Genomic DNA, 13,854 nt, shown 5'->3' on the forward strand with positions numbered 1-13,854 from the left:
CCGGGGTGGCCGAGCCGGAGACTCAGTTCGCGGCGGGAGCCGCCTCGACACCTCGCATCATGGCGGCAAAAGGTACAGTGGCCTTGAGGAGCGGTGTGATCGCCTGTATTTCGCCACCGCTGTCGTGATCGCGACTGATGGCATACTCCACCGCCTCGACGGCGCTCTTGCCGTGATCGATGGCGGCGAGCGCCCACTTCCAGCCGGTGCCGTAGGCGACGGGACCCTTGACCGGAATTCGTACCAGCTTGTTGAACATCTCGAAAACACCGTCGGGGCCGGCGATGATCATCTCGACCCGGGTGACATGAGGTTTGTCGTTGCGCGGCGCCCCGGCCTCGAGCCATTCGAGGACCTCCCACCACTCCTGCTGCTCGCCGGCGAAGGCAACCCACTCACCACTCTCGAGCTGAAACAGCTTTTGTGCGTGGTTGTAGGTCGAGCCGTTGACACTGATCAGCGAATCCGTCGCAAGCGTCGTTCCATCCCAGACGATTGTGGTCATGTGATCACCTCGGTGTAGATCGGGCGGTGTAGATCGGGCGCAGAGTAGGGTCTAAAAACGCAAGAAATCGACACTCAGCCTAACGACTTCCTGTCTCGACCCATTCCCTCATCAGGCGCCGAAGGGAGCATCACTTCGAGCTATTGATCCTGTTCCCTACGCACTTTCTCTACAGCCTCCTCGGCAATCAAACCTTGAGCGAAGGCGTGCTCCGCCATGGTCAGGCTGTCCTCGGCCAGCACCAGATCGCAACCGGTATGGCTGATCTCCTCACGCAGCCTGTTGATGGCTCGCTCACGGTCGGGCTTGCGTTCCACCCGCCGGATATAGACCGCTCGGATTCGCTCGGGATACTCGTGCACGATGCGGGCGTAAACTTCGGGGTCATGCTGTCCGCTGTCACCGATCAGCACGCAAGGCAGCTCGTCGCGAAGCGACAGCATGTTCTGGATCATGTCGTACTTGTGATCTTCGGCGCGGCGAGGCCAGGGCTTGCGCCAGGAGATGCCCCACTCACGCAGGAACAGAATGGGGCCTACCGGAATGCGGTTGAGCTGGAAGAACTCCTCGAGCATCTCATAGATACTCCACGGCCCGCGGGAGACATACAGAATCGGCCTTCTGGACTTGCCGCTCTTGCCGAGATGCAGCGCCTGATAGAACGCCGCCACGCCGGGAAAGGCCAAGCGCTGATGCGCCTGCTTGACGAACAGACGGTGCAGCATGCGCAGCTTGTTGGCCACGCCGGTGTACATCACCGTGTCATCGATATCGCTGATGACCAGTAGATCGGCTTCCGGTGGCGCTATGTAGACCTCGGTGAAGGAATGCACCGATTTCACCCCCGGCAGCACCACGTGCAGGTCGGCGTGGTGCCAGTCGCTATCTTGCGGCAAGGGATGCTCGAGGGGCATGTGCACGTCGAAGTAACCATCGCGGTCGGTCGTCACCGTGGCGACATTCTCGCCCAGCGTGACCTCGACGCTAACCTGTGACAGGCCGCGGCGAAAAATGCGCCGTACGATATCGGCCAGGTCACGCAGCACGCCGTAGCGTGGGATAGCGTTCCCCAGCGCGGCCTGACGAAATACCCGCCCGATAAGGAGCACCTCGTGACGAGAGCCATAGCCACGGTACGAGTGCACCACGTACCCGCCACGCCCGCGATCGCGCTCCATGGGTCTCGCAGCGATGCGCAGCAGGCGCCTGATGAAGCCGGTCATGGGCCCACCCGACACAAGGCGCAACGGCGGTGGGCCCTCGAGCGGTATGGTAACGGCCTTTCCTGGCAATATGACATTGTCTCCTCCCTGACAGACGACAGGGCCCGGCATAGGCCGAACCCTGTTCATAGTGTGGAGGATGATACAGCTTAATCAACCGTCTATGGTTCGCTTGGATGACGCTCAACTCAGCAGGTCGCGTATATCCTTCGCTTGCCAGTGAGGGAAATGACGACGGATCAACCCGTTGAGCTCGAGCTCGAAGGCGGCCCAATCGACCTTGTGCTCCCCATTTCCCGCCGATTCGGCGGCGCTACGCACCATGCCTGCCCCGACGGTGACATTGGAAAGGCGATCGATGACGATGAAGCTGCCGGTACCGGGGCTCTGATCGTAGGGATCCAGAGGCACGGCCGCGGTCAGCTCGACACGGCAGCGAGCGATGGCGTTCAGCTCCAGGCAGTCGGCATCGAGCCGAGCCAGGGTATTGACGTCGATCTGATGATGAATCGCACTCACCTGGCCCGATACCGAACGGCCCGCCAGGCGAATGTCGTATTGCCGACCCGGCACCAGCGGCTGCTCGTGCATCCATACGATGTCGGCATCGAAGACATTGGTCAGGGTGACGTCGGCATCCTCGGCGACGATCCAGTCGCCGCGGGAAATATCGATCTCGTCTTCCAGGGTGACGGTCACCGCCTGGCCCGGCCAGGCCGCTTCCAGATCGCCATCGAAGGTCACCACGCGCTCGACCCGGCTCGTCTTGCCCGACGGCAGCACCTTGACTGCCAGGCCCGGGCGCAGCACACCCGCTTCCAGCGTGCCGGCATAGCCGCGAAAATCGAGATTGGGACGATTGACGTACTGCACCGGGAAACGCAGGTCGACCAGATTACGATCGCGGCTGACCTCCACGGTTTCCAGCAGCTCCAGGAGCGCCGGCCCCGCCTCACCTTCAAGCTGGTACCAAGCCATACGATCGCTGCGGTTGACCACGTTGTCGCCTTCCAACGCCGAGATCGGCACGAAGTGCAGATCGTCGACCGAAAGCTGCTCGGAGAAGCGGCGGTAGTCGGCCACGATCTCGTCGAAGCGTGCCTGGGAGAAGCCCACCAGGTCCATCTTGTTGACGGCGATGACCAGGTGCTTGATGCCCAGCAGGTCGGCAATGAAGCTGTGCCGGCGGGTCTGGGTCTGCACGCCGTAGCGCGCATCGATCAGGATGATCGCCAGGTTGGCGGTGGAGGCGCCGGTGGCCATGTTGCGGGTGTACTGCTCGTGCCCCGGGGTGTCGGCGATGATGAACTTGCGCTTGTCGGTGGAGAAGAAACGATAGGCCACGTCGATGGTGATGCCCTGCTCGCGCTCCGACTGCAACCCGTCGACCAGCAGCGCCAGATCGACGGCGCCACCGGTAGTGCCGCTCTTCTTCGAATCACGCGTTAGCGCCGCCAGATGATCGTCGAAGATCATCTTGGAGTCGTGCAGAAGCCGGCCGATCAGGGTCGACTTGCCGTCGTCGACGCTGCCGCAGGTGATGAAGCGCAGCAGGTCCTTGTTCTCGTGCTCGTGCAGGTACTGCTCGATATTGTCGGCGATTAGAGAAGACTGATGAGCCATGGTGACATCCTGGAAATCATTGATCAGACGCTGAGCGAAAAGTCAGCGAGCGATGGCCAGACAAGGCAAACAGCGGCGAAAGAGCGGAGTTTACTGGAGTAAATGAGCATCTTGAGCCGATGTTTAACGCCGTATGGCCGAGCGCAGCGAGTTTTTGCCAGCGGCTAGAAGTACCCCTCGCGCTTCTTCTTCTCCATCGAGCCCGCCTGATCGTGGTCGATGGCCCGGCCGCTGCGTTCGCTGGTGCGGGTGAGCAGCATCTCCTGGATGATTTCGGGCAGGGTATCGGCCTTCGACTCGACGGCCCCGGTGAGCGGATAGCAGCCCAGGGTACGGAAGCGCACCCACTTCTCTTCGGGCACTTCGCCCGGGGCCAGCGGCAGGCGCTCGTCATCGACCATCACCAGCATGCCGTCGCGCTCCACCACCGGTCGCGGGGCGGCGTAATAGAGCGGCACGATGGGGATCTGCTCGAGATGGATGTACTGCCAGATGTCCAGCTCGGTCCAGTTGGAGAGCGGGAAGGCGCGGATCGATTCGCCTTTGTTGATACGCGCGTTGTAGAGGTTCCACAGCTCGGGCCGCTGGACCTTGGGGTCCCAGCGATGGAACTTGTCGCGGAAGGAGAAGACGCGCTCCTTGGCACGGCTGGCCTCTTCGTCGCGGCGGGCACCGCCGAAGGCGGCATCGAAGCCGTACTTGTCCAGCGCCTGCTTGAGCGCCTGGGTCTTCATCACGTCGGTGTAGCCGCTGGAGCCGTGATCGAAGGGGTTGATGCCGGCGGCCCGCCCCTCTTCGTTGATGTGTTCGATCAGCTCCATGCCGCACTCGGCCGCCATGCGATCGCGAAAGGCGATCATCTCGCGGAATTTCCAGGTGGTGTTGATATGCATCAGCGGGAACGGCGGCGGCCCGGGATAGAAGGCCTTGCGCGCCAGATGCAGCATCACCGAGGAGTCCTTGCCGATGGAGTAGAGCATCACCGGGTTGCGAAATTCCGCCGCCACCTCACGGATGATGTGAATCGACTCGGCTTCCAGCTGCTGAAGGTGGGTCAGCCGGCGTGGGGACAGGGACGCCGGCGTATCGGCAGCCTGGGATATCGACTGATGCTCGGGAGCGTGAAGACTGGTCATCGGCCCGGGTACCTCGCATGACGTGGGCAGGGAAATTCATGCGGACAGGGTAACGCCGGGGTAATAATAACGTAAAAGAATGATTGCCTATCTTTTTAGACCAGAAAAGAATCAATGATCACAGATCGACCCGCTCTACCCAGGTCAGCCACTGCTCGTTGCGTATGTCGAAAACCCGATAGCCGGGGCGCGACGCTTCATCGATGGCGAATTCATCGGAGCCGGCCAGGAACTGGTCGGTGGTGGAGGGGCAACCGTATACCATCACCTCGCCCTGACCGAGCGTGCGGCGCTCTGCAAAGGCCTGATGGATGTGGCCACAGAGAATCGCCCTGACCTGAGGAAAGGGATCCAGCGCCTGCCACAGAGCAGCGCTGTCCTCGAGGCCGATCTCGTCGAGCCATGCCGAGCCGACGCTGACCGGCGGATGATGCATGACCAGCAGCGTGGGGCGGTCGTCCTCCGACAGTTGCTCCACCAGACGATCCAGCCGCTCCTGACCAAGCTCGCCATGGGCATGCCCGCGAACACAGGTATCCACCACCAATAGGCGCCAATCGTTCAGCTCGATCTCGTCGTGAACGACCCGCACCTCTTCCATCAGCCCCGGCTGGTCGTGGTTTCCCTCCAGCCAGAACCACGGGCACTCCAGGGTCGCGAGGACGTTCATGGCATGCTGATAGGATGCCGACGTCTCGTCCTGACTGACGTCCCCGCTGACGATGACGACATCAGGCCGTTCAGTGCGTGCGGCAGCCACCACGGCCTCGAGCTGGCGCAGCGGGAAGCCGGCACGGGAGCGCGCATTGGGGTCAGCGTGGAGATGACAATCGGTAATCTGAACCAGCCGTGTCATCCGGGCAGTTCCGTCAGGTTGGTGGGATGGCCGTGTTCGAGGCCATGCGCCAACCACTCACCGAGGAAGCGGTTCAACTGCAGCTTCTCGTCAGGCTGAAACATCCGCACGTTGGGGTAACGGTAGCGCCCGCTGAAGTGACGCTCCCGTTGGAAGTCGGTGACTTCGGCCATGCGCACGTCGTGATAGAGATGCACGCGCATCCGCGGCGGTTCGATCACGCCATCCATCAAGCCACTCTGGCTCACCCGGGCGATGGTGGTGTAAGGCGCCCGCTCCAGCACCGAAAGCCACAGGGTGCCGAACCGACCACGCTTGCCGGTCAGCTCGAATTCGCGCGTCTCGCCCTCGCCCATATCCCCAAGCAGCCGGATCAGGCGCAGGTAGTTGGCGCTGCATTCGCCCTGCAGGCCTTTCAGATCGGTGACATAGGCGGTTCTCGCCACGCTACCCCCTTGCTCGTAAAGATGCACGTTCAGCCGCCAACCAGTAGAAGGCGATCAGACACATGGCATTGTCGAGTCTCCCGGCATTCAGGAGTTCCCAAGCCTGGATAAACGGTAGCACGTGAACGCGTATGTCTTCATGTTCCTCATCCAGCCCATGCACGCCGCCGAGCCCAGCGGAGTCTATCAGGGCACAGAAAAGCGTGACCCTCTCGGTACAAGCGCCGGGGCTGGGGTAGTAGGTATGCAGTTCGATCAGATCGGCAACTTCGCAGCCAGCCTCCTCCATGGCCTCGCGCCGGGCTACCTCGGCAGCACTTTCGCCCGCCTCGGCCAGGCCGGCAACGATCTCGAGCTTCCATGGCGACCGGGGATCGTTCAGGGCACCGGCGCGGATCTGCTCCACCAGCACCACACAGTCGCGTTCTACATCGTAGAGCAGCACGCCGACGGCATCGTGGCGCACGTGAACTTCACGCGCCATCGAACGGCTCCAGCCACCGTCGAACAAGCGGTGGCGCAAATGGACCTCTTCCAGACGAAAGAATCCCTGATACAGCGGGCGGCGTTCGATCAGTTCAACGTCGTCGGTGCCGAAAGCGGGCAGGCGAGCGCCATCCTGGCCGTTGTCACGATCATCGGTCATGCAAGCCTCCGAGTCTGCGCATGGAGACCATTATCGTGAGCGAGGCCAGGAATGCCAACTCTGCCTCGCTCCCCTTGCGCCGCGCAGGCGAGGCGCAAGGGGAAGGACCGCTTCAAAGCTGAGAGAGAAGCGCTCTTGCCTGCTCGCGCAGCGCCTCGTCCGAGGCCTGACGATCCTCACGAGCGGTGCCGTCCACGGCACGCTGGGCGTGCTCGCGCGCCTCGTCGCGACGGCCCTCGTCCTCGAGGAAAGCGGCATAGTAGTAATTGACGTCGATGCCATCGGGGCGAATCTGCAGCGCGCGTTGGAACATGCGCTCGGCAGTGCCGCTGTTACCGAAGCCCACGGGGCGACCCGGCGCTCGGTCGTACAGGGCGCCCAGGGTCACATAGGCCGAGCCGTTACCACCCTGAGGGTCGATCTCGATGGCACGCTCGAGAGCATCCCGCGCCGAGCGCGCACTGCCGAGCGCCCCCAGTCCGCTACGCTCGCGGGCATGGGAGGCCTCGATGATGCCGTACCAGATCAGCGGCTGGGCCTCACCGGCATTGGCCTGGGCCAGCCGCTCGGCTTCATCGGCCAGCGACTTGAGTGAATTGCGCCGCTGCCCTTCCGCCCGCTGGGTGGTGATCTGCTCCCAGCGCTGCTTGAGCGTCTCGACCTCGCTCTCCCAGGCCAGGGCAGCGCTGAAGGGGGTAATCATTAGAGCGGCACCCAGAGCGGCACCGATAAGCTGACGTCGAAACATGTCCAGACTCCTTTCACGCAGGATTGTTCTTGGTGACGGCGTGACGCCGCCACTGAGAATGTAACGAACGTTTGATTGATCCGCCAGTCGGTTCGCGTCTGGCATGCGCCTGGCCGATGGCGTATGTTGCTTTCGCCACCCACCGATCGAGGAGAGCTTCGGCATGAAGGGCCGCAATATGACGCGCTGGCGCGACCCCGCCAAGGACCCGCGCCAGGAACCCAGGAGCAACCTGATAACCGGCGAGGGAGCGGCTCGGCTACGCGGAATTCTCGATCATCTGTCACGGGTCAAGCGCCCGGAGCTTTCGGCCAAGGTGGGCGAAGCCGCGGCGCTGGGCGACCGCAGCGAGAACGCCGACTACACCTACAACAAGAAGGAACTCAACCGGGTCATCGCGCGGATCCGCTACCTGACCAAGCGGCTGGACGAACTGCAGGTGGTGGATCGCCTGCCGGCAGACACCGACAAGGTCTATTTCGGCGCCTTCGTCACCCTCGAGGACGATGAGGGCGAGGAGATGCGCATCCGCATCGTCGGTCATGACGAGACCGACACCGGCAAACGCTGGATCAGCGTCGATGCGCCGCTGGCCAAGGCACTGCTGGGCAAGGCCCTGGACGACGAGGTCACGGTGAAGGCCCCGGCGGGTGATAGCGCCTACATCATTACCGATATCGCCTATCGCACGCCGGGTAGTTGAGCCCAGGCCCTGCCTGAAACGTCGGCGAACTCAGGCAGTTTCAGTCCTCCAGCGCGTAATCCACGGTCGTCACCACCCTTACCCGCTTCACGTCCGGCGTGTAGCTGTCGAGATCCTCGATGGAGAAGTAGCCCTGGGTGGCCTGGCGAATCTGCCCCACCCGGCTGCCGGAGTCCTCGGCGAACTGCTGCGCGGCCCGACGTGCGTCGGCGGTGGCATCGGCGATCATCTCGGGCTTGATGGCATCGAGGCCGGTAAAGAGGATCAACCCCACCGCCAACAGCACCCCCAGAACCGCTGCACTGCGCAGATTTCCCGCCATGACCGGATCACTCAGTTGTAGGCCTAGCGCCTGAGGGCATGATAAACCCGAAAGCGACGGTCGTCGGCAACGATCTCGAAGCCGTCGAAGGTGCTTGCGAGCAGGTCGGGATAGGGCAGGAAGGCGTTGGCGACGACCCACAGCTCCCCGCCCCGTTTCAGGTGCGCCGGCGCCTCACGAATGAGTTTCCCGGCGGGGCCGTAGTCGATGCTGCGCTCCTGGTGAAACGGCGGATTGCTGACGATGGCGGCAAAGCGGCGTCCGTCGAGTGCCGAATAGACATCGCTGGCCAGGGCCTGCCCTTGCAGGTCATTGGCGGCCAGGGTGCGGCGAGTCGCCTCCACCGCGAAGGCGTTGACGTCCACCGCCGTCACGGCGTGGCCGCGACGGGCAAGCCAGGCGCTCAGGATGCCATCACCGCAGCCCATGTCGAGCACCTCATGCCCCGTTTCCGGCGTCGGGAGCTGCCGGTCGAGCTGACTGAGCAACAGCCGGGTGCCTTCGTCCAGCTTGCCGTGGCCGAACACCCCGGGATGGCTGGCAAGCGTCAGTCCCTCGGCTTCGAAGGTGGTCCAGGCGGCATCCGGGTCGATGCCCACCGCGCCGAGACGCGACTCGAACAGGATGCAGCGCCGTGCGCTGTCGAGCTTACGGCAGCCCAGCCCCAGCGCCGCCAGTACCTTCAACACTCGCTTGATACCGCCTTGGTTCTCGCCCACCAACTGCAGCGGCGTTCCCGGCGGCAGGTTGGCGCACAGCCACAGCAGCCACCACTCGCCCAAGGCATGGCTCTTGGGCCAGAACAGCACGACACCCGGCGGTTCGCCTACGGAGCCGGTATCAAACGGTGAGCTGGCCCGGCGCTCGCGCTCCCGCCAGGCTGCAAGCACGGCATGATCGGCGCTGAGAACGCTACCCTGACCATCCTCGAGCCAGGCATCCCGCGGCGGTGCCACCCATAACCAGCCGCGGTAGTCGCAGTCCTGGCGCTCGAGCAGCTGGCAGACCGGCGTTTGCGCACTCATCGCACCTTCTCCTCGAGCGAACGCTCATCGTCACGCACCAGGGTATAGAGCAGATAGCGTCCCAGCCGCCAGTGCGGTTCGGCCCGGCAGTAGCGGAGTTCCAACGCCACCAGGCGCTGCCAGTCCGCCTCGTTGGTCGGCGGTTGGCGCAGATAATCATGGAAGATGCGAATGCCGGCCACGGAGCGAATCGCCAGTCCGTTATCGCGGCTCCAGGCAACGATTTGCTCGTGGCAAAGCGGCGAGATGGGTGTCAGGCGCTGGCGTTTGCCGGTACCTTCCAGACGATCGTCCAGCGCCTTCTGCAGGTTACCCTTGACCACGTTGGAAAAACGCAGCGCATCGCGATTGAACACCATCAGCGATAGCTGGCCATCGGCAGCAAGGCTCTTCGCCAGGGTGGCAAAAGCCGCCTCTGGATCGCTGAGCCATTCCAGTACCGCGTGGCAGGCGATCAGCGACCAGGGGGCGTCAGCACGCTCCGGCAACGCCTGAAGCGGCGACTGGACGAAGCTCACTGGCAGGTCTGCGAGCGTCTGTCGGGCCTGGTCGAGCATATCGCCGGCCGGCTCCATCAACGTGACGGGATGGCCACGCCGGGCGAACCAGGCGGAGAGCTGGCCCAGCCCACCCCCGACGTCCAGCACGGGTTGACCGTCGAGAGCGAGCATTTGCGGCAGCAGCTCATCGAGCATGGCCAGGCGCAGCTCACCGCGCGGGCCGCCGTAAAGGCTGCCAGAGAACTTGTCGACAAGGCCGTCGAAATGTCGGTCGCCGGCCGGCGAAAGAGGTGTGGGTTCGGTCATGGCCTGCTGCTTCGGCGTATGTGGCGCGCATTCTACCCCTCCTGGGCGGGCCTGGGCAGGTGTCGCTGCCATTGCACCTCGGCCTCGACCTGGGCCGCCAGCGCCAGCAGGCGGCGCTCGTCGCCCATGGGGCCCACTACCTGAACGCCCACCGGCAAGCCTTGCGCAGTGACGTGAAACGGCAGCGACATGGCCGGCTGGCCGGTGAGATTGGCCAGTTGGGTATAGGGGGTGCGCGCCAGAGCGTCTCGCGCCAGATGCTTGAGCATGCCCGCTTTGAGCGCCAGCTTGGGCAGCCCGGGAAAGGCCAGCAGCGACATCAGGCGCTCCTGCGAAGCCGGCGGGTAAAGCTCGCCCAGACGTGGCGCCGGTGCAGCGGTGACGGGCATCAGCAGCACATCGTAGCGGCTGTGAAACTCCCCCATGGCTCGCGCCGCCGTGTTCCAGTCGCGCTTGGCCAGCTCGTAGTCGCGCACCGGCAGATGGCGCCCCAGGCGACCGATGGCGCGGGTAGCGGGTTCGATGGCCAGCCGCCCCACGGCAACGCCGGTTTCCCTAGCGATCCAGGCCAGATCGGCACACACCTGGCCCAGATAGAGTGTCAGGTAGGCGTTGGCCAGACGCTCGCCGTCGACGGGCGGATCGGCCCACTCGACGTGATGACCAAGCCCCTCAAGGGTTCGCGCCGCCCCTTCGACCGCCTGACGCACCTCGGGATCGAGCCGGGTTCCCAACGGCTTGCCTAGCGGTTCACCCAGGGAAACGCCGATGCGAAGCGGCCCGGGCGGGCGATCCAGCGCCGCCAGGAAGCCATGTTCGCGAGGCACCGGATAGGGACCACCTTCATCCATGCCGTTAATCGCATCGAGCAGCGCGGCGCTGTCGCGTACCGACCGGGTTACGGCGTGTTCCACCACGGCGCCCCGCCATACCTCGCCGTGTAGCGGCCCCTGGGGCACACGCCCGCGCGAGGGCTTGAAACCGAACAGACCACAGTAACTTGCAGGAATCCGGATCGAGCCGCCACCGTCGCCGGCCATGGCCAGCGGCACCAGTCCCCCCGCCACCGCCGCCGCTGCGCCGCCGCTGGAGCCGCCAGGGGAATGATCGACGTTCCATGGGTTGCGTGGGTGAGGAAAGGCTCGCGGTTCGGTGATCCCCATCAGCCCCAGCTCGGGGGTGGCCGTCTGGCCGAGAAGAGAGATCCCCGCCTCACGCAACCGGGTCACCAGCGTCGAATCCGCCGGCGCCGTCCACTCGGCCAAGGCGGCACTGCCAAAGGCCAACGGCTCTCCAGCGATGGCCGTCAGCAGATCTTTGGTCAGGGTCGGCGCCCCCGCGAGAGGCGTATCGGGAACGACGCCTTGCGCCTCGCCTCTGGCGCGCTCGAAGCGTGTCCTCACGATGGCATTCCATTGCGGATCGTAGCGCTCTATGCACCGACACGCGGCCTCCAGCACCTCATCACGACTCACCTGCCGGCTTCGAATCAGCTCAGCCAGCCCCATGGCGTCGTATCGGCGATATTCATCGATCAGCATGCGCGTTCCCTGACGTGGCGGACGCTTCGATGATGGCGTCCGCCAGAACGTATGGCAACCGCCTCCAGCCAAGCGGTTTATCTTGCCGCCACAAGCGCTTATAATGCGCAGCCGTGCTGCCCCCATAGCTCAGCTGGATAGAGCGTCCCCCTCCTAAGGGGAAGGTCTCAGGTTCGAATCCTGATGGGGGCGCCAGCCCATGATTGCCTTTCTCGCTCTCCATCGATATCGCACTGCCGCCTGCAGCGGCTACGTGGCGTCGTTCAAGGCCCATCGCGCCCTTGCTGATGGAGATAGAGCGGGTCGAACTCACCGGCCTCCACCAAGCGCTGCCAGTCAGGCACGATCACACGCGTCTTTTCAGTTTGAATCACCCCATCGGCGCGCAACGCCTGGAGGGTACGGCTGACATGAACGGGGCTTATGCCTACCGCATCCGCCAGCTCTTCCTGAGTCGTCGGCAAGGTGAAGGACATGTCTTCGACGAGTCCCACCGCCTTCAAACGCAGCAGCAATTCGCAGAGCAGGTGCGCGATGCGCGTATAGGCATCCCGCTGTCCGATGTTGAGCAGCCACTCGCGATAGAGCGAAGCGTCCACCAGCGTCTCGCGCCAGAAGGCGGCAGTAAGACGGGGAAAGCGTTCGCACACACGGCGCATGTCGTCATGCTGGATGAAGCCGACCGTGCAAGGGCTGATCGAGGCGATACTGAAGTCCATGACCTCCAGGTGCAGACTCTGCAGGTCAGGCATGTCGCCGGGCACGTGCAGCGCCATGATCTGGCGTCGGCCCGCATAGCTCAGCTTGTAGACACAGGTGAAACCCTCGAGAACCACGCAGCAATGTTGAGGGCGATCCCCGATACTGACGATTTCCTGATCGGCCTTGAGGCTTTTGATCACAGCCGTTAACTCCTGGAGCGCATGTGTTTCCTCATCGGTGAGAGGAAAGATGCTTTCCAGCTTTCTAATCATGAGGTTGTTGGGCTGGTGCAGATCGTCCGCCATCTTCTTTCCCCCAAAATCGTTGTATTCAGTCACCCTAGGACATCAATTGCAATTACCCAATTCCAATGAGTCCCTACCGAACTCATGGGCCTTGGCAAAACACAGGCTCAGCGCTTGGAGCCGCGACAGATGGCCAATGTTCCGCTGGGTCCCAGCCCAAGCGCAGCGATGACCCAGCGGCTTTTAGTCTCGTGTCTGTCATGAAGCACAACTATTCTTAACATTAAACTTGACGCAAGTGCGGTCACTTGTGGCATCTTGTACAAGGTGTGTTGAGGATAACCTTTTCACTGCATGAGATTCAGGCAGGAGGCCAGAATGTTTCAGCGATCAAGGAAAGTGGAGTGTCCGGAGTGCAGTGGCAGCAATTTCTGGAACGGTAACCCGAAGCCAACGGATGTGCTTCAGTGCCGCTATTGCCAGACAGCCATAGCAACATATGAAGAGTACGTGCAGATAGCAGCCCAACAGGAAGCCCAGCGCCTGCTGGCGGAGTTCGTCGAAATCGACGTCTCGCGCGACCTCGCCCATCTCAAGGCCGTACTGGCCCAGCCGGGGGAGCGAGCAAGCGCCTGAAAGGCGTGCTGCTGAAAAACGGCCACCTTCGGGTGGCCGTTTGCGTTCATGCGGTATTACGGGTTACAGCAGCGCGCATGCCTGATCGAAACTAAGCCTGGGGCCACGCGGTCGCAGCCCCGCCTCATCGCCATAGCCCAGATTGCACAGGAAGTTGCTGCGGTAGTGGGGGTGTCGCTCGGCGAAGAACAGGCTGTCTACCATGTCGTTGTCGAAACCGGACAGCGGCCCCACATCCAGGCCGAGCGCCCGGGCGGCAACGATGAAGTACCCCCCCTGCAAGCTGCCGTTGCGAAAGGCCGTCTCCTCCCGGTGGGGCTCATCGCCGACGAACCAGGCCCTGGCATCCACGTGGGGAAACAGCTCCGGCAAATGATCGTGGAAACGCCTGTCGTAGGCCAGGATAGCCGTCACGGGGGCCTGTTCCACCTTCTGCCGGTTACCCTCGGCCAGTGCCGGCATCAGCCTTGCCTTGGCTTCTGACGTACGCAGGAAATGGATACGCAGCGGATTGCAGTTGACGCTGGTGGGCGCCATTTTCAGCAGGTCGTAAAGCCGACGCAGCGTTGTATCATTCACGCGGCGATCCTGCCAGTAGGCATGGGTTCGCGCTTCGAGGAACAGCTGGTCCAGCGCCGGCGGGTTCAATATGCCTACGGTCATCTCGTCTCTCCCTTGCCTTGCTCGGTCA

Annotated in this window: 16 protein-coding genes and 1 tRNA gene; 3 read left to right on the forward strand and 14 right to left on the reverse strand. The window is 63.2% G+C overall.

Going from position 1 to position 13,854, the window contains the following annotated elements:
* Positions 1–22: 22 nt before the first annotated feature.
* The 8 genes from AC2VNO_RS12550 to AC2VNO_RS12585 all read right to left on the reverse strand — a co-directional run bounded on the left by AC2VNO_RS12550 (position 23) and on the right by AC2VNO_RS12585 (position 7,183).
* Positions 23–505, reverse strand: a complete 483-nt coding sequence (locus AC2VNO_RS12550) for a 20S proteasome subunit A/B (RefSeq protein WP_486934420.1) — start codon at positions 503–505, stop codon at positions 23–25.
* A gap of 140 nt (positions 506–645) precedes the next feature.
* A complete protein-coding gene (locus AC2VNO_RS12555) occupies positions 646–1,728 on the reverse strand; it encodes an App1 family protein phosphatidate phosphatase (protein WP_486934421.1) in 1,083 nt (360 codons plus the stop codon).
* A gap of 183 nt (positions 1,729–1,911) precedes the next feature.
* A complete protein-coding gene (gene cysN, locus AC2VNO_RS12560) occupies positions 1,912–3,351 on the reverse strand; it encodes a sulfate adenylyltransferase subunit CysN (protein WP_486934422.1) in 1,440 nt (479 codons plus the stop codon).
* 164 nt (positions 3,352–3,515) lie between these two features.
* On the reverse strand, positions 3,516–4,487 hold the full coding sequence (cysD, locus tag AC2VNO_RS12565; protein WP_486934423.1) for a sulfate adenylyltransferase subunit CysD: 972 nt from the start codon (positions 4,485–4,487) through the stop codon (positions 3,516–3,518).
* Between the two features lie 118 nt (positions 4,488–4,605).
* On the reverse strand, positions 4,606–5,343 hold the full coding sequence (locus AC2VNO_RS12570; protein WP_486934424.1) for a phosphodiesterase: 738 nt from the start codon (positions 5,341–5,343) through the stop codon (positions 4,606–4,608).
* Positions 5,340–5,789 carry a DUF1249 domain-containing protein gene (locus tag AC2VNO_RS12575; protein ID WP_486934425.1) on the reverse strand — a complete coding sequence of 150 codons (450 nt, stop codon included), beginning with the start codon at positions 5,787–5,789 and terminating at the stop codon, positions 5,340–5,342. The genes AC2VNO_RS12570 and AC2VNO_RS12575 overlap by 4 nt, the downstream gene beginning before the upstream one ends.
* A 1-nt stretch (position 5,790) precedes the next feature.
* A complete protein-coding gene (locus tag AC2VNO_RS12580) occupies positions 5,791–6,435 on the reverse strand; it encodes an NUDIX domain-containing protein (RefSeq protein ID WP_486934426.1) in 645 nt (214 codons plus the stop codon).
* A 112-nt stretch (positions 6,436–6,547) separates the two neighbouring features.
* Positions 6,548–7,183 (reverse strand): hypothetical protein, encoded by a 636-nt coding sequence (locus AC2VNO_RS12585; protein ID WP_486934427.1) that lies wholly within the window; start codon positions 7,181–7,183, stop codon positions 6,548–6,550.
* A gap of 163 nt (positions 7,184–7,346) precedes the next feature.
* On the opposite strand from AC2VNO_RS12585, the gene greB reads away from it, so the two are divergent.
* On the forward strand, positions 7,347–7,886 hold the full coding sequence (gene greB / locus AC2VNO_RS12590) for a transcription elongation factor GreB (protein WP_486934428.1): 540 nt from the start codon (positions 7,347–7,349) through the stop codon (positions 7,884–7,886).
* A 40-nt stretch (positions 7,887–7,926) separates the two neighbouring features.
* Here the strand turns inward: greB and AC2VNO_RS12595 are convergent, their stop codons facing one another.
* From AC2VNO_RS12595 to AC2VNO_RS12610, 4 genes are read right to left on the reverse strand one after another with little or no spacing between them, the layout of a single operon-like run.
* Positions 7,927–8,208 carry an SIMPL domain-containing protein gene (locus tag AC2VNO_RS12595; RefSeq protein WP_486934429.1) on the reverse strand — a complete coding sequence of 94 codons (282 nt, stop codon included), beginning with the start codon at positions 8,206–8,208 and terminating at the stop codon, positions 7,927–7,929.
* Between the two features lie 23 nt (positions 8,209–8,231).
* On the reverse strand, positions 8,232–9,233 hold the full coding sequence (locus tag AC2VNO_RS12600) for a methyltransferase (RefSeq protein WP_486934430.1): 1,002 nt from the start codon (positions 9,231–9,233) through the stop codon (positions 8,232–8,234).
* Positions 9,230–10,039 carry a methyltransferase domain-containing protein gene (locus AC2VNO_RS12605; protein ID WP_486934431.1) on the reverse strand — a complete coding sequence of 270 codons (810 nt, stop codon included), beginning with the start codon at positions 10,037–10,039 and terminating at the stop codon, positions 9,230–9,232. The genes AC2VNO_RS12600 and AC2VNO_RS12605 overlap by 4 nt, the downstream gene beginning before the upstream one ends.
* A gap of 32 nt (positions 10,040–10,071) precedes the next feature.
* Positions 10,072–11,580, reverse strand: coding sequence for an amidase (locus AC2VNO_RS12610; RefSeq protein WP_486934432.1), 1,509 nt, complete (start codon positions 11,578–11,580; stop codon positions 10,072–10,074).
* Positions 11,581–11,698: 118 nt separating this feature from the next.
* Between AC2VNO_RS12610 and AC2VNO_RS12615 the strand changes: the two genes are divergently transcribed.
* Positions 11,699–11,775 (forward strand) — tRNA-Arg (locus AC2VNO_RS12615).
* Positions 11,776–11,843: 68 nt separating this feature from the next.
* Here AC2VNO_RS12615 and AC2VNO_RS12620 read toward each other — a convergent pair.
* Positions 11,844–12,587, reverse strand: a complete 744-nt coding sequence (locus AC2VNO_RS12620) for a Crp/Fnr family transcriptional regulator (RefSeq protein ID WP_486934433.1) — start codon at positions 12,585–12,587, stop codon at positions 11,844–11,846.
* A 450-nt stretch (positions 12,588–13,037) separates the two neighbouring features.
* On the opposite strand from AC2VNO_RS12620, the gene AC2VNO_RS12625 reads away from it, so the two are divergent.
* Positions 13,038–13,163 (forward strand): hypothetical protein, encoded by a 126-nt coding sequence (locus AC2VNO_RS12625; RefSeq protein WP_486934434.1) that lies wholly within the window; start codon positions 13,038–13,040, stop codon positions 13,161–13,163.
* A 63-nt stretch (positions 13,164–13,226) separates the two neighbouring features.
* Here the strand turns inward: AC2VNO_RS12625 and AC2VNO_RS12630 are convergent, their stop codons facing one another.
* On the reverse strand, positions 13,227–13,826 hold the full coding sequence (locus AC2VNO_RS12630) for a malonic semialdehyde reductase (protein WP_486934435.1): 600 nt from the start codon (positions 13,824–13,826) through the stop codon (positions 13,227–13,229).
* Positions 13,827–13,854: the final 28 nt, after the last annotated feature.

The organism is Halomonas sp. TH-94, from assembly GCF_057473365.1.

What these genes read in the sequence shown, in the direction of transcription:
- AC2VNO_RS12550 (WP_486934420.1), bottom strand. Translation starts at nt 505, where the DNA reads ATGACCACAATCGTCTGGGATGGAACGACGCTTGCGACGGATTCGCTG.
- AC2VNO_RS12555 (WP_486934421.1), bottom strand. Translation starts at nt 1,728, where the DNA reads ATGACCGGCTTCATCAGGCGCCTGCTGCGCATCGCTGCGAGACCCATG.
- cysN (WP_486934422.1), bottom strand. Translation starts at nt 3,351, where the DNA reads ATGGCTCATCAGTCTTCTCTAATCGCCGACAATATCGAGCAGTACCTG.
- cysD (WP_486934423.1), bottom strand. Translation starts at nt 4,487, where the DNA reads ATGACCAGTCTTCACGCTCCCGAGCATCAGTCGATATCCCAGGCTGCC.
- AC2VNO_RS12570 (WP_486934424.1), bottom strand. Translation starts at nt 5,343, where the DNA reads ATGACACGGCTGGTTCAGATTACCGATTGTCATCTCCACGCTGACCCC.
- AC2VNO_RS12580 (WP_486934426.1), bottom strand. Translation starts at nt 6,435, where the DNA reads ATGACCGATGATCGTGACAACGGCCAGGATGGCGCTCGCCTGCCCGCT.
- AC2VNO_RS12585 (WP_486934427.1), bottom strand. Translation starts at nt 7,183, where the DNA reads ATGTTTCGACGTCAGCTTATCGGTGCCGCTCTGGGTGCCGCTCTAATG.
- greB (WP_486934428.1), top strand. Translation starts at nt 7,347, where the DNA reads ATGAAGGGCCGCAATATGACGCGCTGGCGCGACCCCGCCAAGGACCCG.
- AC2VNO_RS12595 (WP_486934429.1), bottom strand. Translation starts at nt 8,208, where the DNA reads ATGGCGGGAAATCTGCGCAGTGCAGCGGTTCTGGGGGTGCTGTTGGCG.
- AC2VNO_RS12600 (WP_486934430.1), bottom strand. Translation starts at nt 9,233, where the DNA reads ATGAGTGCGCAAACGCCGGTCTGCCAGCTGCTCGAGCGCCAGGACTGC.
- AC2VNO_RS12605 (WP_486934431.1), bottom strand. Translation starts at nt 10,039, where the DNA reads ATGACCGAACCCACACCTCTTTCGCCGGCCGGCGACCGACATTTCGAC.
- AC2VNO_RS12610 (WP_486934432.1), bottom strand. Translation starts at nt 11,580, where the DNA reads ATGCTGATCGATGAATATCGCCGATACGACGCCATGGGGCTGGCTGAG.
- AC2VNO_RS12620 (WP_486934433.1), bottom strand. Translation starts at nt 12,587, where the DNA reads ATGGCGGACGATCTGCACCAGCCCAACAACCTCATGATTAGAAAGCTG.
- AC2VNO_RS12630 (WP_486934435.1), bottom strand. Translation starts at nt 13,826, where the DNA reads ATGACCGTAGGCATATTGAACCCGCCGGCGCTGGACCAGCTGTTCCTC.